This window comes from Termitidicoccus mucosus, from assembly GCF_038725785.1.
Taxonomy (GTDB): Bacteria; Verrucomicrobiota; Verrucomicrobiia; order Opitutales; family Opitutaceae; genus Termitidicoccus; species Termitidicoccus mucosus.
The window spans coordinates 3,410,090-3,433,907 of record NZ_CP109796.1 but is presented as its reverse complement, the minus strand read 5'-3'; the positions used below and the strand labels follow the sequence as shown (position 1 = coordinate 3,433,907).

Here is a 23,818-nt window from a genome sequence, read left to right as displayed (position 1 = left end):
AAGGGCGCGAAGGATGCGAAGATTGGAAAACAAAGCCGCCGTGATGTAATCAACCGTGGCTTAATGGAAAGCCATGATGGCAGTATTTCCATCTTCGCGCTCTTCGCGTCCTTCGCGGTTCAAAAAACAAAAAGAACGAGTAAGGGGACGGAAACAGCGGCCCGCGGGCGTTTCTAGTGCGACTTGCTCGTGTCCAGCGCGACGGGCCCGTCGGTTTTGCTCAGCTTCCGCCAGGTGAACCCGTAGATCGCGATCACCGCGAAGCAGAACAGCGGCACCGCAAAACCGGGCGACATCAGGTGCTGGTTGTGCCCCGTCACCTCGCGCCCGTAATGCGCGGCCGCCTCGCCGAACCGGTCGCTGAACCATCCCATGAGCTTCGGCATGATGGCGCCGCCCATGATGGCCATGACGAGGAACGACGACGCGAGCTTCGCCTTGCGCCCCAGCCCGAAAATCCCCAGCGCAAAAATCGTCGGAAACATGATCGACATGAAGAAGAAGCTGGCGAACACCGCGACGACCGACACCCAGCCGAGCTGCATGAAAATAAGCACCATGAGCGCCGCGTTGACGGCGCCGTAAATCCCGAGCACGCGGTGCGCGGGCGCCACCGCGAGGATGGCCGCGCCGGCGAGACGCCCGAGCAGGAACAGCCCGAAGGCGACCCAGCCTTGCAGGATCGTGGCGCCGGCCTCGTTGATGAAAATCAGCCCGTTTGCCTGGGTGTGGACGACCTCGCTGTCGCCGGGAAAAATGTCGCGGAACGCCTGCAACACCCCGGCGGCGCCGTGCGGGATGGGAGGCATGTCGGCCACGACGTAGTTGATGAAGAAGCTGAAGATGCCCGCCTGCGCCGCGACGTAGAGGAATTGCGCGAACACGCCGCCCGCCACGTGCAGGTGTTTCCAAAGCGAGAGATAGTTTCCAAGGATGAACCCCAGCAGTCCCGGCATCACCACGAACAGCAGGCAGATCAACGCCTGCTCCAGCCCGGCGGCCTTTTCCGCCGACGCGGACCCATGCCACAGATACGCCGCTCCCAGCACCAGCCCGGCGGCGATGCCGATGGCCAGGCCCTTGAGGCCGCTCCGGTTCAGGCCCGTTTTTTCCGCGCCGGCGGTTTCGTCCTTGTCGAGGTTGTAGGCGTCCTCGGTCTGGAGGTCGGGGATTTTCACGCAGGCAAAGACAAGCGCGAGCACGAGCACGATGACGCCGACCGCGGCGTAAGGGATGTAGAGGCGCTCGTGGTTTTCGGCCGCGCTGGCGCTGCCGTAGAAAAACATGCCGCCGATGATCGGCCCCATCATGAAGCCGATGCCGTTGCAGGACTGCGCGAGGTTGATGCGCGTGGAGGCGTAGTCCTTGTGGCCGAGCACGGTGGTGTAGGGATTCGCGACGGTTTCGAGAAACGTGAGGCCCATGGCGATGACGCACACGCCGAGCAGGAAGGCCCAGAACGCGTCGATGTGCGTGGCCGGGACGAACCAGAACGCCCCCGCCGCGACGACGCCGAGGCCGGTGATGATGCCGCCCTTGTAGCCGAGCCTGCGGCAGAGCCCGCCCGCCGGCAGCGCGATGAGGAAGTAGCCGAGATAGTGGGCGAACTGCACCCAGGCCGACTGCGAGCGCGACAGGTGCAGCTTGTCCTGAAAATGCTTGTCCATCGCGTCGATCATCCCGTTGCAGAATCCCCAAAGGAGAAAGAGCGAGCAAAGGAGCAGGAAAATAATCGCGTAACTCTTTCCGTCGGCCCCCCGGAAAAGACGCGGTTTCGATGCGGATGGCGCGGGCACGGCGGAATCTTGGACAGAGGGGAGGGATGAACTCATGGGCGATATTTTTAGGGTGATCGGGACAGGTAATCCAACATCACTTGAGAGGCTTTGCTCAATCCGAAACAATACCTGACAGTCGGTCTCGGCGACGGCCCAAGGCGTTGTCAACGCGACTTCTTGCCGAGATCGCAACCATCCGGGTCAACCTTACGGTCATTCCTCGGACGGGATTATTTTTTGGAAGGACGGCCTCCGTGCCGTCTTTCCGTGTGGTTTGCGTGGCACGGGCGTCCCGCCCGTGGGATTGGGTGGCATGGGCGACTCTGCCCATGTTGATCGGAACCTCGCGGCGCAGAGCGCCGTCGCATGGGCGGGACGCCCATGCCACCCGAACCGGACGGCACGAAGGCCGTTGCTCCAAAAAGGCAAGGGCGCCGTGAAGCCGCCCTTGGTCAGGCGCAATTCGCCCCGTTGGCGGCGATGGTTTCGCGATACCAGCGGGCGGAGTCTTTCAGGGTGCGTTTTTGCGTGGCGAAATCGACATGCACCAGGCCAAAGCGGTGCTGGTAGCCTTGCGCCCACTCGAAGTTGTCGAGCAGCGACCACTGGAAATATCCCGCCAGCGGCACGCCCTCGTGCCCGGCGCGGGCAAATTCGCCCAGGTAGCGCGAGAGGAAGTCGATACGGTTCGGGTCGTGCACGCCGCCGTCCCGCGCGACCCAGTCCGCGCAGGAGAGTCCGTTTTCCGTGATGCAAATCGGGAGCCGGTAGCGTTCGTGGAAAAACTTCGCGCCGTAATACAGCGCCTCGGGATGCACGGTGCCGCGCATGTGCGTCATCGCGAAGCCGGGCGGCTCGGCCACCGTGACCGCGCGGCCGTCCGGGCCGGCGCGCACGAGGCGCTCGGCGGTGTAGATGTTGAGCCCGCAGAGGTCGAGCGGCTGGTGGATTTCGCGCAGGTCCGCGTCGGTGATTTTCGGCAGGTGCGGCGCGAAGCGGGCAAGCCCGTCCTCCGGGTAGCGGCCGAGGTAAACGGGATCGGACCACCAGGTGTTGTTCTTCATGAAATCGTTTTCGATGGAGAAGGTGGCGCGTTTCGCGGCGGCGATGTCGGCGGCTGAACCGGTCGCGGGAACATGCACGTGGCCGATGGGGGCCCAGCCGATTTTCGCGTCCTTGCGGACGTGCGCGCGGAGCGTTTGCACGGCGCGGCCGTGGGCGAGGAGCGTGTGGTGCGCGGCGACGAGCACGTCGGAGAGGCCCAGCTTCAGACCCGGCGCGTGCCGGCCTTCCTGCAAGCCGACGCCGATGAAGCACTGCGGCTCGTTGTGCGTGAACCAGCCGGCCACGCGGTCGCCGAGGCGGCGCGCGACCAGCGCGGTGTAATCGGCAAACCATGACGGGCTGTCGGGGCTCAGCCAGCCGCCGCGGCGGTAAAGCGCGAGCGGGTAGTCCCAGTGAAACAACGTCACCCAGGGCTGGATGCCGGCGTCGAGGAGCGCATCCACGAGGCGGTCGTAGAAGGCGAGCCCTTTTTCGTTGGGCGCGCCGGCGCCCTCGGGCAGCACGCGCGGCCAGGCGATGGAGAAGCGGTAGGCGCGCAGGCCGATTTCCTTCATCAGCGCGACATCCTCGCGCCAGCGGTGATAATGGTCGCAGGCGGTCTCTCCGGTGTGGCCCTCCCAGATGCGTCCGGGCTGGCGCACGAGGTCGTCCCACACGGACGGCCCGCGCCCGTCCTCGGCGACGGCGCCCTCGATTTGATAAGCGGCGGTCGCCGCGCCCCAGATGAAGTTTTCGGGAAACATAAGACTGGTTCGTCGTTATTTGGGACGGTTGTTTTTCACAGCAAAGACGCAAAGTCCCGAGCGAAGCCACAGGCCTGGCAAGACAGTGAAGGGAAATTTTATAAAAAATATCGATCTACTGAATTTCATATAAGAGCGCCTACCAAAGAAAATTGAGTAAGTCTGTTTTGACACAGAGAACACAGAGCGCGACACACAGAGGTCACGGAGACTATGAAAGGAAAGGTCTTTTCCCTCCCTGTGCTCTCCGTGTCAGCGCTCTGTGCCCTTTGTGTCAAAACAGACTTCATTTGTCTTTTTGCGTCTTTGCTGTTCAAAACATGCTTTTCCAGACATCGCAAACAGCAACGAATCTGAAATATAATAAATTAATGGGGAAGGGGGAATCGCGGGACTGCCCAAACACATTGCCTGATCGCTCATGTCATGCCGAAAACGCCTTTGTCTCCTCCGGCGTCTTCCGTGCGGTCAGTCAATCTTCGCCATTTCCTTGGTGCTGCGGTCCCAGACGGTCAGGCCGGAGAGGTCTTTTTTGTCGGAGGCGCGCGCGGTCAGCAAACTGGCGACGTATCCGATGAGCATGCAGGAGGCGATGGCGACGAAGCCGTGGAAGAAGGGATTTGTCGCCGTGTAGGTCTGCACCCACCAGGTCACGCCGATGCTCGCGACGGCGCCGACCATCACGCCGGTGGCGTTGGCGCGGCGCGAGAGCAGGCCGAGCGCGAACACGCCGGGGAAGCCGCCGCCGATCAGCGCGACCAGCTTGATGAACTGGTCCCAGAGCGAGGCGACGTTCAGCCGCGCAAGATACATGGCAAAGAGCGTGGCCAGCACGCCGCAGACGAGCGTCGTGGCCTGCGCGAGGCGCATGCGGTGGCGCTCGGTCGAACGCGGCCAGAGCGTGCCCTGAAAATCGGACACGACCACCGACGCCGTGGCGTTGAGGATGCTGCTGAGCGCGCCCATCGACGCGGCGAACAGGCCCGCCACGATCAGGCCGACCACGCCGCGCGGCAGCTCGTTGGCGATGAAGTAGGGGAAAATCGCGTCGTTCGGCAGGCCGGCTTCGAGGCGGCCGGGATTGGCTTGGTAAAACACCCACAGCGACGAGCCGACAAAGAAGAACACCACCGAACTGGCGAGCCCGATGATGTTGCCGATGACGACGGTGCGCTTGGCCTCCTTCACATTCGCGGAGGCGAGCATGCGCTGCATGAGCGGCTGGTCGGAGATTTGCGTGAAGATGGTCGCAAAAAACATGCCGATGAAGACGACGACCGTCGGCTGGGTGACATCCGGATCCCACGAGATGGCGCGGAATTTGTCCGCCGCCATGCCGTTCGCGATGATGCCGGAAAAACCGCCGTCCACGCCGCGCGTGAGGAACCAGAACGCGACCGCCACGCCGCCGAAGGTCACGGCGACCTGCAGCACCTCCGTCCAGATGACGGCCTCGAAGCCGCCCTCCAGCGCATAGATGGTGGTCACGCCGCCCATGAGCGCGATGCTCAGGTAAACGTTGAGCCCGGTGACGGTGGAGAGCGCGAGCGCGGGCAGCAGGAGCACGACGCTCATGCGTCCGCCCACTTTCAGAAACACGCCCAGCCCCGCGCCGAGCAGGCGCACGCGACGGTCGTAGCGGCGTTCCAGATACGAAAAAATCGTGGTCATGTTCATGCGCCGCAACCCGGCGACAAACACGAGGCCGACCAGGATGCCGGCGAACGCCTGCGCCGGGGCCGAGCCGAACGCGAGCCAGTCGGTGGTGTAGGCCTTGGCCGGCAGCGCCATGAAGCTGATGCTGCTGGTCGAGGTGGCGAAAAAGCTGATGGCCGCCGCCCACCACAGGACGCGCCCGCCGCCGAGGAAGTAGTCGCCCGCGGAGTTCTTCTTGCGCCGCGCGCACCACCAGCCGATGCCGAGATTGAGCGCGAAGTAGAGCGCGAGCATGACGTAGTCGGGCAGCGAAAGCGTGCGCGGGGTGAACGTGGCGGTGGCGAGGACGGGGGACATGGAGGGGGTGAGTTTAAGTTGGAAGTTTAAGTTGAAGAAAGTAGGCGGCGCGTCGTAGGGCCTGACCTTGTGTCAGGCCGCGAGCGTCGCGGTGTCGGTGCCGGTGTCGCCATGCCGGCTCCGGCGGACTGTTTTTCGCCATGTGCGGCGCGACGCAAGGTCGCGCCCTACGGCGATGGATCGGACTGATGCAAAAACTCATGGCCGCGTCAAAAATTCGCCGAGGAGTTCGAAGCCGATCTCGCGGCCGTTGACGGTCAGCAGGGCAGGGCGGGGCTCGCCGCCTTCGAGGAGCAGGCGCTCCTGTTTCTCCACGTCGGCCTCGATGCGGAGCGGCGCGGCGAGGCCGGCGGCGGTGGCCTTGATGACGGAACCTTCCTTTTTCACCCCGGCGGCGGCGCTGGCGAAGGTTTGGCGGAAGGCGGCGAAGCCCGCGTCATCCAGCCCCTCGGCGACGCGCAGCCACGCGACCACGGTGGCGCGGCCCTTGGGCTCGGCGGTGTCGTGGACAAGGGTGAGGCGGCGGGCTTTCGCCGCGCGGCCGTCGTCGATGAACCGGATTTCAGCGGGACGGTCGCCGTCCGTCGTATCGGAATACAGGATACGAATGGCGGCGGCGGCATCGCCGATGCGCGCGAAGAGCGGCGCGCCGGGCGGGATGACGGCGGGCTTCGCGGGCGTGCCGGGTTTCAGGCGCGCGTCCCCGGCCCAGACCTCGGCCTCGCGCGGGATCGTGAGATGCGTGAGGAGGCAGGAAAGCTCGCCGGGCTTGGGCTTGAAGCGGGCGGCGGGGCCGAGCGGTTCGAGCGAGAGGAGTTGCAGCGCCTCGGGGCCGCGTTGCACGGAGGCGATGAAGGGCACGAGGTGGAGCGCCTTGGCGTGCGCGTCGGCCCCCTTGACCTTTTTCGTGCCGAACGGGTCGCCGCGCCCGTCCATGAACAGCGTGAGCTGCGGGATGGCGGGCGAGTCGCCGAGGTCGATGACGAGCGCGCGGTCCTCGCGCGAGTAAGCCTCGCCGGACGTGCCGAGGCCGGCGTGGCGTCCGACCCAATGCACCGCGGTGCGCGCGGGCGCCTCGCCCCAGCGTTGCACGACGGTGCGGGGGATTTGTGCGCGAACGGGCTCCGTCCATTCGCGCGGCGCGGGCAGGTGGGCGGCGTTGCGGAAGGCGACGAGATTGTCGTGATTCGAACCGATCCATCCGGCGTTTTCGATGTCGGGCCGGGCGCGCAGCCAGCCCGCCGTCCAGGTGAAGCACTCGAAATAGCCGTGGCCGAAAAGGTAGTCGTAGCTGCGCGCGTTGGCTCCGCCGAGCCGGTCGCCGGCGGCGAACCAGTTCGCGGCGGCGGCGGTCCAGAGATAACGGGCGGCCTTCAGCGCGAGGGCGCGGCCTTCGGGCCGCGCGGCGTATTTGGCGATGAGGTTGAGCGAGTCGAGGTCGGTGCCGTAGTAGGTGACGGCGTTGAATTCGCAGATGCCGTTGGCCGCGGTGAAGCGCAGCCATTCGGCCAGGCGCGCGTAGCCGTCGTCCGCGACATCGGGGCGGCCGAGCGCCTCGCCGAGCGCGATGAGGCACCAGGTCTTTTTCAACCAGATGTTGGTGTAGGGAAGTTTCACCTGATGCAGCTTCATGCCCTCGATGGCGTCGGTCATGAGCTCGCGCAGCCGGTCGCGCGCGGCGGGCGTGAGCCGGTCGCGGCTTTGCGCATGAAGCACGCCGAGGAGCTGCGCGGCGAATTCGGCGGCGTTGAGATCGACGGGGCGCGGCTGGTTCGAATACCAGCGGAAATTTCCGTGCGTGGGGCTGGCGGGATCGAGGTCCTGCATGCCGCGGGCAAACTCCAGCGCGTGCTCGACGCGCCCGGGATGCCAGTCGAGCGCGGCGGCCTCGACCGCGAAACGCAGCACGCCGCGGATGCCGACGACCGCGTCGGGGCGCGTGAGGGTTTGCCATTGGGCCTCGAGTTCGGCGGCGCCTTTTCCGGGGTCGCCCTGCCAGAGCGGTTGCGCGGATGCGGCGATGGCGGCGAGGACGGGGAGCAGAAACAGCGCGCGCGGGAGGTAACGGAGGTTTTTGTTCATTGGGCGGAGTATTCAATCGCGCTCGCCAGGGCGAGCATGCCGAGGCCTTGGGAGAAGGTGGTCACTGCGAAGGGGATGGCGTTGTAGCCGGCGGTGTCGGGCATCACGGGCGTGCCGGCCGAGGCATGCGTGAGGTCCCCCGCGTCGTTTATCCACGAGCGGGTGCGTTCCATTGCGCGGGCGGCGTTGTCCGACAGCTCGGCGCCGATGCGGCCGTGCGCGGCCGCGGTCGTGAGCGCGCAGGCAAAGGCCGCCGTGCTCGTCGCCTCGAGGTAGGTGGCGGGCGCGTCCATGACGGTGTGCCACGCGCCGGAGGCGTCCTGCGCGGCGGCGGCCCCGGCGAGGTGCGCGCGCAGGTCGCGGAGGATGGCGGCGTGCGCGGGATGCGCGGGGCCGAGGAGCGAGAGGACTTCGTTGGCGGCGATGGCAAACCAGCCGTTGCCGCGTCCCCAGATCGTGCCGATGTGCGCGCGCTTGTTGCCGTCGTAACCGTGGAAGATCAGGCCGGTGGCGGCGTCGCGCAGGAGTTGGTAGTGGTCGGTGAACTGGCGCGCTGCCTCGTCCACGAGCGCGGCCTCGCCGGTGATGCGGCCCCATTTCGCGAGGAAAATGCAACCCATGAAAAGCGTGTCGGCCCAGACTTGCTGCGGGTAAACATTGTCGGTGCAGGAGTGCTCGAAGGTGCCGGCGGGCAGGCGGGGCGCGCCGCGCATGCACCAGTCGGCGAACGACTGGCAGAGGCGGCCGAGGCGCGCGTCGCGGTTTTTCTCGAACAGGTGGGCGACGGTGAGGAGCGGGGCGGTGGTGTTGATGCTCTTGGGCGGGTCGCCGGCGGCGAGGCGGGCGCGTATCCAGTCGTCGATGAACGCGGCGACGGCCGGATCGCCGAGCGCGGCGTTGGCGCGGAGCAGCCCGAAAAGCGCGACACCCTGATGCCATTGCCAGGTGGAAAAATTGATGGCGAGATCGGGATGCGTGTCGCTCGCGGACGCGCGCGCGATGGTGCGCGAGGCGAGCTGGGCAAGAAGGGTGCGGGTGTCGGAGAGAGTGTGCATGAAGGACCGGAGCGGGGATCGTGAAGAGATGCTTGAGAGAGCGGGGAGAACTGGACGGCATCATGAGTGCGGCAAAGCCCGCCGGGTGTCACGGGCGGTGTTTTGCAACCGTTGCAAAAGAGCGGGTGGGTTTTCCTGTTTCCAAACTCGTTCGCGTTCCCGCTTCCGTTTTCTTTCCTCTTTATTCTTTCTCTTTCCTCGTTCCTCTTTCGTCAGGAATCGAAACGGGGAGTGAAAAACGGGGAGAAAGAAGAAAGAGAAAGAATAAAGAGGAAAGAACGTAAAAACATGGGGGATGATGAGCGAGGGAGATTTATTTCCCCTTCGTCAGCAGCGTCGGGCCGTCCACCCAGCGGCCCTCGATATAGATCGTCTTCGGATGCGCGGGCACTCCTTTCTCGAACTGGTGGATTTGCGTGACGACATGCTCGACCGCCACCGCGCCCTGCAGGCGCGCCTCCAGATCGAGACCCGCGCAGGGGATGTCGGATTCGTTCCAGTTCAGATTGAAGAAGCCCGCGTCCTCGGGCACCCGCACATGCTCGCCGCGCAGCCAGTCGATCACGGCGGTCTTGTGGCCGACGAGCACGTCCGGCCTGTGCTTTTTGAACCAGCGCAGGAAATCCGCCTTCTCGATCACCGGCTGTTCCAGCTCGGGAATGGGCTTCAACTCCGGCATGCCGCGCTGGAACGCCGCGAACGCGCCCGACCATTTGTAGGCGAGCCGGTGGTCCTTGTAGCGTTCGATGAAAAAGCCGATGCGCCGGTAGCCGAGCCCCGCGAGCCGCGTGAGCGCCATCTGGATGGTGCGGTGGTGGTCGATGCCCGAGGTGTGCAGCACCGGGTCGGAGACGGGATAGTCGATCTGCACCGCAGCGAAGGGCGACCAGTCGAAACGCGAAAAATCGGCGCGCGCCTGCGCGTTGATGAAAATCAGCCCCGTGATGCCGCGGCTGCGCAGCACGCGGTTGAGCGCGGCGTGGCGGTTGTCCACCGGCGCGTGCTTGAACACGCTGAGCTTGAAGCCCAGCTCCGCCGCGCGCGCCTGCGCGCCCTCGATGGACTCCTTGTGAAACGGGATCCACTCCGACTGCCCCGGCGAGGCGATGTGAATGAGCGCGAGATTGCCGAGGTAACTGTGCTGCGCCGAGCGCCGCAGGCTCGACATGATGGCGCCGACCAGCGGCGGGCGGGTGTAGCCAAGCTCCGAGGCGGCCTGCTCGACGAGCGCGCGCGTCTCCTCGTTGACCAGGTCCGACCCGCGCAGCGCCCGCGACACCGTGGCGACCGAGAGGCCGGTGTGCAGGGCGATGTTTTTCAGCGACGGGGGCATGGGCCAATGTGGATGCGATTTTGCCGCGCCAGTCAAATCCGCATGCGCCGGATGGCGCGCGGAAAAAACCTTATATAATCGCGACAGCATGTTTTTATAAACCGGCTGACCGGCTGAAAAGATATTCCTTCGGCGACAAACCGGGGAGAGCTCATCCGGGCCGGGATGCATCATGGATTGACTTTCGCCGGTCGCGGGCGCATCGCTTCGCCCCGTATCAAAGTTCACTCCCATGAATAAAAAACTCGCCTCATTGCTCCTCAGTTTCGCGCTGTTCGCGCCCGCCTTCGCCTTCGCGTCGCCGCCCGTCGCCGCCACGCCTCAAATCAAGACCGACAAGGACGGCAAGCCCGTCAAATCCTTCGTCGAGCGCGCCGAAATGCTCAAGAAGCGCGCCCAAAAGGGCGGTTTCGATATCCTCTTTCTCGGCGACTCCATCACCCACCAGTGGGAATGGGTCTGCGGCGAGACAAACGAGGGGCGCAAAACCCCCAGCAAAACCGGCGGCAAGGCCGTGTGGGACGCCAAGCTCGCCCCGCTCGGCGCCGAGCCCTCCGGCATCGGCGGCGACCGCACCGAGCACCTCCTCTGGCGCGTCGAAAACGGCCTCTTCGACGGGAAATCCGACCCCAAGCTCGTCGTCATGATGATCGGCACCAACAACACTGGCGCCCGCATGGACCCGCCCGCCGACATCGCCGCCGGCGTGGACGCCATCGTCAAGGCCATCCAGCAGCGCAAGCCCGCCGCGAAAGTCCTCATCCTCGGCATCTTCCCCCGTGGCGAAAAACCCGATGACCCGAAGCGTGTCAACAACACCAAGGCCAACGTCCTCATCGCCAAGCTCGCCGACGGAAAGAAAGTCTTCTACAAGGACATCGGCGGCGTCTTCCTGACCAAGGACGGCGTCCTCTCGCGCGACATCATGCCCGACCTTCTGCACTTGAACACCGAAGGCTACACCCGCTGGGCCGACGCGGTGGTCCCCGAGATCAAGAAACTGCTGGGGAAATAACATATTCAACAATTCAGCCAATTGCCCGCAAAGGCACGCCGGGAAATACGGCGTGCCTTTTTTGCGGATGTTTATATCGCGGTGCATTCCGGCGCCAAAGGCGCGGCGGCAAGGTGGCACAGACATTCCTGTCTGTGCAGCTTGCGATGGGGTGCAATTCAAAGTCGTGCCATCGCCGGAATCTTTCCTCTTTATTCTTTATCTTTTCTCTTTCTCCCAGCCCGTTCCTGACGAAAGAGAAAGATAAAGAATAAAGAGGAAAGATGGAATGACACCACTTTGAATCGCACCCTGCGGATGGCGGATTGGAGATTGCTGTTTGACAGCTGATGGCCACGCCATCCGGCACAGACAGGAATGTCTGTGCCACCTTTTCTCGCGCGCTGATTTGAGGCAGGGCTCCTGCAACGATTGCAAAATTTCCTGGCTGACGATGTCGCGGCGCACGGCCAGCATGGCCGCCAAAAGAACACCTTTCCCATGCCCCGCCTCCGCCATGTTGTCCGCGTTTTGCTTTCAGCCCAGACCGCGCTTTTGTTTGCAGTCGCGGGCAAGATTCACGCCGCGGATGCCGGCCCCATCCGCGATTCCGCCTCCGAACTGGGGCTCCCCTTTCCTCCGGCATGGATTGCGGAAACGGGCGCGGATGCGCGGCGCGACGAGGCGCGGCGGCTTTTCCTGACCCTGCTGGAGCGCTCCATCGCGAAAAACTCCGCCGCGCAGGAGCGTCAGCTCGACAAGGTGGAAGCGCAACAAAAGGCCGTCTCGCGCTTCACGTTGTTTTTGTTTTACGCGCAGGCCTGCCGCGCGTCGCTCATCCCGGCGGACGCCCCCGGCGCGGAAAAGGCCGCGCGTGACCGCTATATAAACAACGCCCGGCGCGCGCTGCTCGCTTTCGCCACCGCTGCGCGCACCGACCGCAAGGCGCAGGCGGACCAGAACGAGTTTTCGCAGGCGACGTGTGTCGCGCTCTACGAAGAGCTGGACAAACTCCGCGCACTGGGCGCGGAGGAAAAACAAACCGTGCACGCCGCGCTCGGCGACGGAGCTCAGGCCGTGCTGGAGTTGAAGGCGGAGCGCGGCAGTTTCAACCGCGCCGCCTACGTGGCGCTCGGCTTGGCGGAGACCGCGCGCGTGCTGCCGGATGACGCGCGCGCCGCGGCCTGGCGGGCGTTCGCAACCGACGTTTGGGAGGTGGATTGGATGCGTTCGCGGGACACCATCGAGGACGCGCGCGGCTACAACGGCCTCTGGATATACGCGACGTTCAGGCTCGCGGAATCGCTCGGGCGGCTCGGCGATTTGCGCGACCCGCGGGTCGCGGCGATGTTCGCGCGGTTTTCCGGCATGGTGGCCCCGAACGGGGCGATGCCGGACTTCGGGAATTGCTATTGGGTGCACGGCCTGGAGCACTGGGTGTATGCGGCGGAGCGCATCGGCGCATTTTATAAACGCGCCGATTTTCTGGACAACGCCGCGCGCATCGCGCGTTTTCTCGCCAGCCATCCCGAATTGGACCTGGGCGAGATGGAGGCTCTGGCGGACGCCTGCCGCATCATCGCGCCCGCCGCGCCGCCGATGCCGCCGCGCCCGCGCTCCGTGCTCACCACGCGCGTGACGGACTACGGCGATGTTCTATATGACAAATTATATTTGCGCACCGGCGAGTCGCCGGACGCGGCATATGTCTGCGTGGATTTGCACGATGGCGGTTATCACGGCCACGCGGACGGCGGGAGCATCGCGCTTTATACAAAAGGTCCGCACGTGCTGCTGCACACGCTTGGGCGGCTGGAGGTTTTCGCCAACCAGCATCAGGGCGTCTGGTCGGCGCAAACCGCGGATGAACTGCTGGCCGACGGCGCGTCGCAGCACCGCCCCGGCGAATGGACGCGCTGGCTGGTGAACTTCCGCTGGCCGGGCACGCACATGGGCGGCCACACCATCGACCCGGCGCGCATGCGGAGGATTTTTTTCCGGCTGGGCGACCCGGAGGGCTTCACCGGCGAGGGTGTGCTGGAAGTGCGCGATGTCATCGGCGTGCGGCCCGATGGGAGCACGAAACTCATCCACCCGGGCTGGTCGGGAAGCCAGCGCTACTCGGCGAAAAAGCCCGGCGAGCGCGCTTTCCTCGGTCCGGCGGACCTTGGGGTTGCGGACTGGTCGGAGTTCTCGCACCTGCTCGTGAGCTGGAAGAGCAACGTGCCGCAGGCGGTGGAATGGATGGGTTTCGAGAGCGCGGCGTTCAACGGCGGCCCGAACAAGGCCGGCGGCCTGCGCGCCCGCGCCGGATCGCGCATGCTTTCGGCCCGGGTGAACCCGGACGCGTCGGTGGCCGGCGGCGGCTTTACGCGGGAGATGCTCGACGCGTCGGGACGCCGCATCCGGCATTCGCGCGAACTCAGGTTGCGTGACACCGACGGCGCGCTGGTGGTGCTGGACACCTTTGAGTTTACGGAGGCCGGAGTGTATGCGTTTGGTCCGGTCTGGCATGCGCAAGCCATCGTCAGCCGGGATGCCTCATGCGTCGTGGCGCGCGACGACGCGCAGTTTCAAAAAAGGAAAACCATCGTCGCGCAGCCGCCGCTGGCGCTGCGTTTCGATTTTGCCGGCACGGAGGCGTTGCGGATCGTCTCCCAAACCTACGACTACGCGCACGGCCATCCGCAAAAAGAACATTTTGCCGCGGTCTGCGAAGGCGCGCGCAGGGCGGGCGAACGCGTGTCGATTGTCTCCGTGTTGCGCCCGGCGGAAACCTCCGGACCCATCGACGTGGAGTCAAAGCCCGGCGAGGCGCGCGTGCCATCCGCGGCGGGGGTGATGATATTGCGGCATGAGTAGGATTCATTGGCCGGCAACGGCGTATTTTTGGGAGGTACGATCTCCGTGTCGTTCCGCTGCGCCGAAGCGGACGACACGGAGGCCGCCCCTCCATTCCGAGCCACGGCTACAGTTTAATTTAAATGCCCTGGCGAGATGAATCGATGGAAGGCTCACCAGTTCCATCGCACTCCGGCGCGAGTCTGACGGGGCGGGCCGATGCTGATCACCCCGGCGGCGGTGCGACCGGTCTGCACCTCGGCATCGAAGAGGTTTTCCACCGCGGCAAAAATCTCCCAATCGCGGCCCAAGCGGCGTGAGAGGCCGAGATCGAAGACCGCGGCGGCGGCCAGTCGGAGCGTGTTTTCGTCGTCCTCGTACTGCTCGCTGGTCCAGCGCGCGCGGGCGTTGATCTCGACGGCGCCGGGGGCATGCCAGCGCGCCGAGACGGAAAGGGTGTGCCGGGGCGCCTGGGCGAGGCGTTTGGCGTCGATCCCGGTGCCGGGAGCGGCCGCGCGGGCGTCGCTGAAAATGTATCCTAATTTAAAATACACTGAAGGATGCGGGCGCGCATGGACCGAGGCTTCCAGTCCTTGCAGCCGGACATGGTCGAGGTTGCGCCGCTGGCGGGTATCGGGGGCGACAGTCACGTTGGCGACGGCATCATCGAGCCGGTTGAGAAAAAGTGTGAGCGAGGCCCCCGCGCGGCTGTGCTCGAGCTCGAGGCCGAGTTCGCCGCCGGCAAGCGTTTCCGGCGAAAGCTCCGGATTGGCCTCGGTGGTGACGGGGCCCACGCGAAAAGGGCGGTGGTATTCGTTCAGCGTGGGGACGCGAAACGCCCGATAGATGGAGCCCCGGGCACGAAGCCACGGCGCGGCCTGCCAGACAAATCCGGCCTCGGGACTGAATTCGATGCCGTCCGCGGCAGGGTAACGATCATCGCGGAGGAAGCCGGGCGCGGCCGTCGTGGTATCCCATTCGCGGCGATGTCCGTCGCGGTTGGTCCAGTAATCGACGCGTGCTCCGAGCGAGCCGCGCCAGCGCGGAGAAAAGCGGTGCTCATAGCGGGCGAAACCGCCGGCGAAAGCCTGCCCGCCTCCGGCAAAACGCCGGCGGGTGAAGGTGTCGATCGCGGCGGAGTAGAGATAATCCTCGCGCGTCTCTCCCCCCACCCGGCGAAAATCGGCGCCGGCCGTGAAGCGGGCGGTATCCTCTGGCCGGCCCCACGTGGCGGTAAAAGCGGCGCCCATGGCGGTGGCGGGCACGTCGTATTGGTCGCTGGCGGGGGTTTCGGCCGTGCGGTCGGCATTCACGGATGAGAAAAAGCTCTTAAAGGACTGTTTTTGGAAATACAGGGACAAATTAAAATCGGGCCGCCGGCTGGCGGTGACGGGCGCGGGCCGGTTGGTGAGCGTGGCGGCGACAAAGGTCTCGCGCGAGGCGTTGCGCTGGAGCGGAGTGCCATTGCCGCGATCCTCGGCATAGGCGCGCGCCGTGACAATGAGGTCCACCGGACCGGCCAGCGCCGCGCGGACGGAAGCCTGGGCGCGCCAATACTCGAGATCGGCGGCCCGGTCGATGGTTCCCGGATTGCGCACCAGATAAACACCGCCGGTCGTGAAGGCGGCGGCGGAGAGCGACAGGGAAGTGCGTGCGAGGAACGACGCGCCGCCGCTGTCGGCGGCCGCAATCGCCGCCCGGGTAAACAGGACTTCTCCGCCCAGGGTCGAAAAGTCTCCGCCCGTCACCTCGATCATGGCGCGAGAGGCGGACGAGTCGGGCGCCTCGGCGGCTGATGCAGCCGCCGGCAGCGGGCTGGTGAGGAGTTGCACGGTGCCGCCAAGGGCGGCGTTGCCCCAGGCGCCGGAACCGCCACCGCGCACGATCTCGACGGAGGAGAGCGAAAGGCGTGGAATTTTGGTCCACGCGATCCAGCCGCCGAAGGGATCGTTAAGCGGGACGCCGTCGAGCAGGACAAGCGAACGGCTGGCGCCGCTGGGGCCGAGCCCGCGGAGCGAAACGCCTTGGGCGGTGGGGTTGGCCGTGAGGCTGCCCGACCGCCGAAAGAGGCTGAAGGCGGGAACGCTGCGCAGCGTGTCGTCGATGGCGAACGAAGGGGAGGCGAGGAGATCGTCAGCCGACAGGACATCCACGGACAAGGGAAGCGCGGCGGCGGATTGCGGCGCCCGGTAGGCAGTCACGACGAGAGGAGAAAGAGACAGGGGCGCGGCATCGGACGCGGATGCAGCGGAAGACGCAAACGCAGCCAAGCCGGTGCAGGAGAGAACGAGGAGAAACGCTCCTTCGCGAAATGTGCACAGAGACATCATGCCCAGACATGATTTCATCTCTTCAGGAAAGGGGGCGGAGCCGGAGAGTCAAATGGGCCGGCCAAAGATCGTTTTGATTTGCCATCCCCGCTTCACGGCCAGCCTCTGCCGGCGATACGACCAGACCCGCACTCCTGTCTCCACTGAAAACGTCGAATCATCCTTTTATAGTATTTTCTCTCAACCTTGTCCCAACTGGTAGGGCGAGGCGTCCCCGCCGAGCCGCGGCTCAGCCGGAGGCTTCGCCCTACCGACGCTGCCGCGTCAATGTTAAATGAAAACACTATAAAAACACCGTGCGCTCGTGCCTCCCTCATTTCCGGTTATCCTCAAAACCATGTTGCGAGACGGACTCCGGGCGAAACCCCTGCGTCTGGAGACGCGTTCACTCGGCCATCATCTCGTCGAGCAGGGACTGCATGGCGTCGGCCCAAAGCTGGTAGCCTTTCGGGCCGGGATGGAGCTGGTCGGGCATCACGTTGGCGGGAATCCTGCCGTCGGGTCCGAGGAAAGTGTCGTTGATATTCAAAAAGCGGATACGGCTTCCGTCGGCGAGGCGGGAGAGGTCGAGGTTGACCTCGTTGATGACTTCCATGCGGCGGATGCCGTCGTCGTAATAGCCGGTGTTCTGGCGCGGGCCGCGCGGGAAGATGGCGAGGAGAAGGATCTTGGTTTGCGGGAGTTTTTCCCGAATGCGGCGGATGACGCGGGCGACGCCGTCGGCGATCTCGGCGGGCGTGTTGCTGGCGGTGTTGTTGGTGCCGATCATGAGGACGACGACCTTCGGCGCGATGTGATCGAGTTCGCCGTGGGCGATGCGCCAGAGGACGTGCTGGGTGGAGTCGCCGGAGATGCCGAAATTGGCGGGCTGATAGCGTCCGAAATGGTTTTCCCAGATGTCGGGGGCCTTGCTCCAGCCGTCGGTGATGGAGTCGCCGATAAAGAGGAGGTTGACCGGGCCTTCCTTGGCGCGGGCGAGGAAGGCGGCGTGTTTTTCCAAAAAATAATCCTGCGCGCGGCCCGAGCCTTTATCCTGGGGCGTGACCGCGCTGGTGCGGGAGACGTCGAGGGCCGGCCAGTCGTCGGTGCGGAAGGGCGCGAGCGGCAGGCCGGCGGCGTTGCGCAGCGTGGCGGCGGGGGCGTTGAACCACGCGTAACGCGCGGCCACGGGCGCGGGAACGTCCGGCGAGGCGAGCGTGAGCGTGCCGTCCTGGTTGATCGTGGCAGCGGCGGGGAAAAACTCGCGGTCGGCCCCGGCGAGTTCGAAGGCGAGCGCGGCGGCAGGCATGCTTTTTGTCACTTGATACTTGTCACTTGCCACTTCGCCACTGGCGAGCCCGTCGGCGTGAGCCAGGGCGACGCGCAGGGTCGCGCCGTCGGGGCGGGCCGAAACAAGGCGCGGGCTTTGCCAGGCGACGGGTTTGCCGTAAAGGTTGGCGAGGGCGATGAGGGCGAGGCGGCGGCCGACTTCCTGCTTGTTGGTCGGGTGCTCGTCGTCGGGGTTGCCAATGTCGATGGTGACGGCCTGTCCGGTGGCGGGCAGTGAGAGCGCCTGGTCCTGCGCCTCGCGAAGGAACGCGCGCATGCGGGCGTCGCCGCGCCCGGCTTTGTAGTTGGGGAGTTGCACCCAGTAGAAGGGCAGGTCGCCCTGCTGAAACGCGGCGCGCCAGGAGCGGATGAGCGTGGTGAAGAGCGCGTGGTATTCATCGAAGCGCTGGGCGTTGCCCTCGCCCTGATACCAAAGGAAGCCGCGCAGGCCGAAGGGCGCCAGCGGATGGACCATGGCGTTGTAGATGCCGGAAGGCTGGTCGCGGTGGCCGGGACCGACGGGCGGGCGCGGGGCGGGTTTGTCGAAGGGCAGGTTTTTCTCCGCGGCGGCATCGCGCTCTTTTTCCCAGGCGGACTGGTCGGCGTCGTATTTCTTTTTGTTGACCGGCCAGGCGTCGAGGGTTTGCCGCCAGCGTTTCCCGACGGCGGCGAACTCGGTCGAGGCGAGCGTGTCGGCGGGCAGGAAGGATTCGATCATCGCGCCGCTCCACGAGCTTTGCACGAGGCCGACGGGGACGCCGGTCTCGCGGTGGATGTCGCGGGCGAAAAAGTAGGCGACGGCGGAGCAGCCGCCGATGTCGCGCGGCGTGCAGACGCGCCATGCGCCGGTGGCGCGGGCTGCGGGCGCGTCGCCGATGGCGCGGTCGATTTTGATGAAACGAATGCCGGAATGGCTGGCGGCGGCGAGCTCGGCGGCGGCGTTGTCGGCGCGGGCGACATTCCACTCCATGTTGGACTGGCCGGCGCAGAGCCACACGTCGCCGACGAGTATGTTTTTGAGGACGACCTGATTCCTACCGGTGACGACCAGCTCGGCGGGTTCCGCGCTGGCGGGCAAGGGATCGAGGCGGACGAGCCAGCGCCCGTCGGCCCCCGCGATGGTCGCGGCGGTGCGCGCGCCGAGAAACACGGAGACTTTTTCGCCGGGGTCGGCCTCGCCCCAGACGGCGACGGGCTTGTCCCGCTGGAGGACGGCGTTGTCGCCGAACGGCGCGGCGAGGCGCACGTCGGCGCGGACGGCGGAAAGCAGCGCGAGAAGGAAGAGCGCGCCGAGGCAGGATTGGATCAAGGACACGAGGCGGCGATGGGCGGGGAGAGTCATGGCAGTGCGATTGCGGAACGAGGATGGATGCGAGATCCCCAAAAATTGAGCAGACGATGACAAGGGAAACAACGGCCCAAACGAAGGGGAATTTTATAGATCAATAAATTAAGGGAACTTCTAAAAATTCATTTTAACAGCGAAGGACGCAAAGAGCGCGAAGCATTAATAATAACATAATTAATTTATTTACAATGTATTATAAATATAATAATTCCCATCAGGATTATTTTCTTCGCATCCTTTGCGCCCTTCGCTGTTATTTTTAGATCCTCCCAATAGATATAAGGCCGGTGGTTTTTATTGTCTTCTTCGTGCCCTTCGCGTCCTTCGCGGTTGTTTTTCTGCTCGAAAAAGATCACCGGCCGAGCGCGGACTGGCGGATCTCCTCGATCTTTTCCCGTGCGAGCGCTGTATCGAAGATCTGGATATCATCGAAAAGGCCGCAGAAGCCGGGGCTCTTGGAGCTCGCGCGGCCGACGGCCATCTGCTTCGTGGCGGTGAGCGTCATGCCGATGGAGGCGGGGGCGGCCACCCGAACCGGGGCGGCGGGCGCATCGGCCTCGCCGCCGAAATACCAGTTGGCGAGGCCGGCCGCGCCATCCCACGAGACGGCGAAGAACACCCACTTGTCCTGCGCGGCGACGGCGGACGCGTGCACGGGAAATTTCGCGGACTTTGGGCCGTCGCTGAGCAGGAGCACCAGCGCGTTGGGGCTGGTCGCGGAAATCCAGAATCCGCCGCCGGAGGGGCCGGTGGTGAAACTGCGGATGAGCGTCATGTCCTTTTGCAACGGCGCGGCGGGTTTCATCCAGCCGGTGATGGTGAGCGACTTGAAGCCGCCGGGCGACGCGGTGGACTGCTGCGCGACGGCCCCGTTGATGGTGCCGGGCGTGTTGCCGGTGAGGTCGAGCGCGCGGCCCTTGCCGGCGACGCCGGGCGCGGTGGCGAGGTCGGCGTTTGCGCCGCCCACGGCGAACATGCGCAGGTCGAGGCTGTTGATCTGCGTGGCGCCTTTCGCGGATTTCTCGCCGCCGGAGCCGGTGTTGGGCGTCCATTGCGCGGAGGCGAGTTTGTAGGTGGAGTCGAAGCCGTAGCGCACGACTTGGGCGGGCAACGCCACGGCAAACGCGGCGGCCAGGGCGGACAGGAAAACGGAGCGGATATGTTTTCTCATGGTTGGCGGATTGATTGGATGCGGGAATCGAGAAGCGTGGCGGACGGGGACTTCAAGGAAGCGCGGGGCGCGCAATGACCGCGCCACTCAGGGGAAACAAGGGGATGCTGTCAGCCGAAAGAAAATGCAAACGTTGCAATAAGAGCGGAAGCCCTCCCTGCAACGGTTACATCTCATCGGGCGTGCGCATCGGGGACGGATCTGCCAGCAAATGAGGTTATTGCTTTCGCCTGCTTTTGCGCCGTCCCTTCCTTCTCCCGACATGCAACACGATCCAGTCGAGCCTTTCGCTTTCCCGCCGTGCGCGCCATGATCAAACCCGCCCTTGGAACTTTCACCATGAGAACAACCGCCCTCGCCCTCATCCTCGCCATGCTTGTCCCCCTGACCGCCCGGGCTGCGCCAGCCGGCGCGGCCGGCACCGCCGCCTTCAAACAGCAAATGCTCAACGACACGATCGCCGCCGTGCAAAGATCCCACGAGGGTTTCGCCCGCGCCGTTTCACGGGGAGCGCTCAAGCCCAATCGCGGCTACGCGTACACCCTCGCGGCGTCGGTCAACCTCCACGCGGTCACCGGCGACGCGCAATTCCTCGCGTGGGCGCAGGCGGACATCGTGTCCCTGGTCGAGGCCGCGCGCGCGCCGGACGGCAAACAAACACCCTTCATCGACGGGTTTCGCAACATGGTGCCGTTTTGCGAAGCCTATATATATTTGCAGAAGAAGGGCGCGCTCAAACCCGGGCAGCGCCGGATGATCGACGAGCAGATCATCGCGAGCATTGCGACACATTATGATTACACGGATTTCGGCGCGCATAATCGCGGGCTGATCGATGGCGCGGCGTTCCTGTTCGCAGCCGAGGCCGTGCCGGATGCGCCCGAGGCCGGAAAGTGGAAACGCTACGGCGAAGCGCTTGCCGCGGACAGCATGTTCCAATGGTCGATCGAGGACGCCTCCATCTATCTCCCGTTCTGGCAAACCTACACGCTGAACCTGGCGGAGTTGCAAGGCCGGGCGGATTCTCACATGAAGGCCGTCACCACGCGCTTCTATTTCGACTACGCCAGGGGGCTGCTCATGCCCAACGGCCTGATGCCCGACTGGGGCGACGGCGACTGGACCCATAACTGGTCGTGGCTGGTTGCGAATCTTGTGCGCGCGGGCAGTTATTATAAAGACGGAAGCTACCTCGAGACCGCGCGGAGGCTGTATGATGCAACCCTGGATTATTACAAGAAGCTGGACGGCGACACCTTCTATGGCATTGGTCTCGCGTTGCGCTGGATGGATGCCTCCGTTCCGCTGGAGCCGCTGGCCCAGAATCGATCCGCCGAGGTCGTGGACGATCTGGTTTCAAAAAAAATCACCTTCCGCAGTCCAAACGGCGATTACGCCATGCTCAATTACCGCGACGAGGGCCCTTACGGGCGCTTTTCGCGCGATTACCTGAACGCACAGCTCAACGCCTTCCAGGAAAAGCCCACGCACGGGCACGGTGACGAAAACGCCATCGACCTGCTGATGGCGGGCAGCACCGTGCTGCTGGCCGACGGCGGCTACCGCCATACATCGGTGCAGACTTGGGAGGACGGCTGGCGCGCCGACTATTATCATAATAAAATCGTCGCGCGCACTGGCCAGATGATGCCTTACGAAGGCGACGCTTTTGATTATATCACGAAGGACCGGGCCTACCATCCGGTGCGGACGGAGAAGATTCATTTCGGCAATTTCGGCAGCCTTGATTATTCCCGGACCCGTCTCGTTGACCGGGAGCGCGGTTACACCGGCGACCGCATCGTCCTGTTCGCGCCGGAAACGGGCCTGTATATAATTGTGGATTCCATCCTGATCGACGAGCCGGGCGTGAAGGTGTTCGCCAACGTCTGGCATCCCGACAACATACTGAAGCAGGGCGAGGGTTATGTCGTGAGCTGGCCGGAGCGCATCCCGATCCGCAAGGAATACTGGCCGAACAGCCACAACCAGGAACTGCTCATCCAGTTCGCCGGAAAGTTCGACAGCGTCATCCGCGTGAAGGAAATCGAGCGCCGTTTCAATCCGTCCAAGGTGTTTTATCAATACCTGAACACCTATTTCTTCAAGGGGCAGCGCCTCGCATTCGTGACCGTGCTCCGCCCGCACAAGCCCGGAACGTTCACCCCGGCGATGCTGGAGGACGTGCGTGTCATCACCGGCGAACACGATGACAACCGCACCCTCGGGCTCGCGTTCACGCTCAATGGCGACCCGGTCACGGTCGGACTGAAGCTCGATCAGACCATTGGGCTCACGAACCTCCGCGGCCGGCCGATGTTCGACTGGCGCACGGGTTCCATCACTTACGGGAAACTGCGCACCGACTCCGATTTTTCCTTTGTGCGCGAGCACAAGGACGGCGCCAGGGAAATCGGGTTTTTCTACGGCTGCGAGTTGCAATATGACGGGAAGACCCTCTTCGACATGCCGCTTAACAAGCACATGTATCAAGGCGCCGATGATTTCCGGAATCCGCTTATAAAGGACAAGATGCCGCGCTGGCATGAAGTCATAAAATAAAAACCGGTCTTTTCCCATGCAATTCCGGCCCGATTACAAAGCCGTCATCGCACGCACGAAGGCGTTTTATGCGACGCCGCGGCGCGGTGCCGCCCTCGTGCAGGTGCTGGGCGGCGAGGGCATTTCCCTGCAATCGTCCAAGCCGTTGGAAAAGTGGAGGCTGCCCGGAGAGATGATTCCTTATATTGACGACCGGGTGGCGGCCGTGACGCGTTTCTGGGAGCGCAGGCAGGGCTTGGATGACGATCTGATCCCGGCAATCGCGCCTTGGTATGGCATCGCCGAGCACACCGCCTTTCTCGGCGGCGAAGTAGAGTTCACCGGCGGAACCAGTTTCAATCATCAGATTTTGCCGGACTGGAAGGATTTTGATAATCTCAAGCTGGATGAAAATCACCCGTGGCTGCGCATGGTCGTGGACGGGATAAGGCATTGCCGCGAGAAGTGGGGAGAGCTGTTTGCCGCCAAACTGCGCGGGGCCGACGGCCCGCTGGATATTGCAAACATCGTGCGGGGCAATGATCTGTTCACGGATATCTACGACCATCCCGATGAGCTGCACCAGTTGATGGATTTCTGCGCGGCGGCGGCGCGTTTTACCATGGACCGCCAGCTCCAGGAGGCGACGGTCCTCGAAGGCGGAGTGGTCACCGGTTTCGACATATGGCTGCCCCGGCCCTGCGCAGGGCATCTTTCGGATGACGCCTCGTGCATGATGTCCGTGGCGAACTATGAGGAATTCGGCCTGCCGTATATGCGGAAAGTCTGCGCGGCCTATGAGAATGTCATGTTGCACACGCATTCGCTCGGAAAGAAAAACATCCCGCAATTCGCCTCGGTCCCGCAGATCAAGTGGCTGCAAATCTCCAGCGACCCGAACAGCGACCGGGCGATTGATGTTTATCGCGAATACGAGGAGGTGCTGCGCGATAAAATCGTCGTCGTGGAACTCTCGCACAAGGAAATCGAGGATAATCTCGATCTATTGAGGCGAAACAGGACCATCATCTGGCATGCCGCGCCATCAATGGAGAAAGCGCGCGAGACCGTGGCACTCGTGCGCAGGGAGCTGCCAGTGTTCCAGCCGCAACAGGATGCCGGCGCGCTTTAGTACAGTTCGGGCCCGCCCGGCGTCACGGGGCCTGTGCCGCGTGACCGGATGAGGACGCGGTTTGCCTGATCGCGGCGGCTTGCC

General features: G+C 64.3%; 14 protein-coding genes. 4 read left to right on the top strand and 10 right to left on the bottom strand.

The features are described from left to right. Positions 1 to 173: 173 nt before the first annotated feature. The 6 genes from OH491_RS12050 to OH491_RS12025 all read right to left on the bottom strand — a co-directional run bounded on the left by OH491_RS12050 (position 174) and on the right by OH491_RS12025 (position 10,069). Positions 174 to 1,832, bottom strand: a complete 1,659-nt coding sequence (locus tag OH491_RS12050) for an MFS transporter (RefSeq protein WP_068771187.1) — start codon at positions 1,830 to 1,832, stop codon at positions 174 to 176. A gap of 398 nt (positions 1,833 to 2,230) precedes the next feature. Continuing rightward, positions 2,231 to 3,586 carry a GH1 family beta-glucosidase gene (locus OH491_RS12045; RefSeq protein ID WP_068771188.1) on the bottom strand — a complete coding sequence of 452 codons (1,356 nt, stop codon included), beginning with the start codon at positions 3,584 to 3,586 and terminating at the stop codon, positions 2,231 to 2,233. A gap of 468 nt (positions 3,587 to 4,054) precedes the next feature. Continuing rightward, positions 4,055 to 5,599 (bottom strand): sodium:solute symporter, encoded by a 1,545-nt coding sequence (locus OH491_RS12040; protein WP_068771189.1) that lies wholly within the window; start codon positions 5,597 to 5,599, stop codon positions 4,055 to 4,057. A gap of 198 nt (positions 5,600 to 5,797) precedes the next feature. Next, positions 5,798 to 7,681, bottom strand: coding sequence for a hypothetical protein (locus OH491_RS12035; protein WP_068771190.1), 1,884 nt, complete (start codon positions 7,679 to 7,681; stop codon positions 5,798 to 5,800). Continuing rightward, positions 7,678 to 8,736: a glycoside hydrolase family 88/105 protein gene (locus OH491_RS12030; protein WP_068771191.1), complete on the bottom strand. Its 1,059-nt coding sequence runs from the start codon at positions 8,734 to 8,736 to the stop codon at positions 7,678 to 7,680. Before OH491_RS12030 ends, OH491_RS12035 begins: the two co-directional genes overlap by 4 nt. A gap of 313 nt (positions 8,737 to 9,049) precedes the next feature. Further along, a complete protein-coding gene (locus tag OH491_RS12025) occupies positions 9,050 to 10,069 on the bottom strand; it encodes a LacI family DNA-binding transcriptional regulator (RefSeq protein ID WP_334319433.1) in 1,020 nt (339 codons plus the stop codon). 232 nt (positions 10,070 to 10,301) lie between these two features. Between OH491_RS12025 and OH491_RS12020 the strand changes: the two genes are divergently transcribed. Next, positions 10,302 to 11,084, top strand: a complete 783-nt coding sequence (locus tag OH491_RS12020) for a GDSL-type esterase/lipase family protein (protein ID WP_068771193.1) — start codon at positions 10,302 to 10,304, stop codon at positions 11,082 to 11,084. A gap of 198 nt (positions 11,085 to 11,282) precedes the next feature. Here OH491_RS12020 and OH491_RS12015 read toward each other — a convergent pair whose 3' ends face one another. Continuing rightward, positions 11,283 to 11,540: a hypothetical protein gene (locus tag OH491_RS12015; protein ID WP_145928894.1), complete on the bottom strand. Its 258-nt coding sequence runs from the start codon at positions 11,538 to 11,540 to the stop codon at positions 11,283 to 11,285. Between the two features lie 24 nt (positions 11,541 to 11,564). Here OH491_RS12015 and OH491_RS12010 point away from each other — a divergent pair, with 24 nt between their 5' ends. Next, positions 11,565 to 13,925, top strand: a complete 2,361-nt coding sequence (locus OH491_RS12010; RefSeq protein WP_145928895.1) for a hypothetical protein — start codon at positions 11,565 to 11,567, stop codon at positions 13,923 to 13,925. 152 nt (positions 13,926 to 14,077) lie between these two features. Here OH491_RS12010 and OH491_RS12005 read toward each other — a convergent pair whose 3' ends face one another. The 3 genes from OH491_RS12005 to OH491_RS11995 all read right to left on the bottom strand — a co-directional run bounded on the left by OH491_RS12005 (position 14,078) and on the right by OH491_RS11995 (position 20,061). Next, positions 14,078 to 16,105 carry a TonB-dependent receptor gene (locus OH491_RS12005; protein ID WP_342751038.1) on the bottom strand — a complete coding sequence of 676 codons (2,028 nt, stop codon included), beginning with the start codon at positions 16,103 to 16,105 and terminating at the stop codon, positions 14,078 to 14,080. Positions 16,106 to 16,619: 514 nt separating this feature from the next. Then, positions 16,620 to 18,884, bottom strand: coding sequence for a GDSL-type esterase/lipase family protein (locus OH491_RS12000; protein WP_068771196.1), 2,265 nt, complete (start codon positions 18,882 to 18,884; stop codon positions 16,620 to 16,622). A 358-nt stretch (positions 18,885 to 19,242) separates the two neighbouring features. After that, complete coding sequence (locus OH491_RS11995) at positions 19,243 to 20,061, bottom strand: LamG-like jellyroll fold domain-containing protein (RefSeq protein ID WP_068771197.1); 819 nt, start codon at positions 20,059 to 20,061, stop codon at positions 19,243 to 19,245. Positions 20,062 to 20,400: 339 nt separating this feature from the next. Here OH491_RS11995 and OH491_RS11990 point away from each other — a divergent pair, with 339 nt between their 5' ends. Both OH491_RS11990 and OH491_RS11985 read left to right on the top strand, forming a co-directional pair. Continuing rightward, a complete protein-coding gene (locus OH491_RS11990) occupies positions 20,401 to 22,623 on the top strand; it encodes a hypothetical protein (RefSeq protein WP_145928897.1) in 2,223 nt (740 codons plus the stop codon). A 16-nt stretch (positions 22,624 to 22,639) separates the two neighbouring features. Continuing rightward, positions 22,640 to 23,734, top strand: a complete 1,095-nt coding sequence (locus OH491_RS11985) for a uroporphyrinogen decarboxylase family protein (RefSeq protein ID WP_068771199.1) — start codon at positions 22,640 to 22,642, stop codon at positions 23,732 to 23,734. Positions 23,735 to 23,818 lie beyond the last annotated feature (84 nt).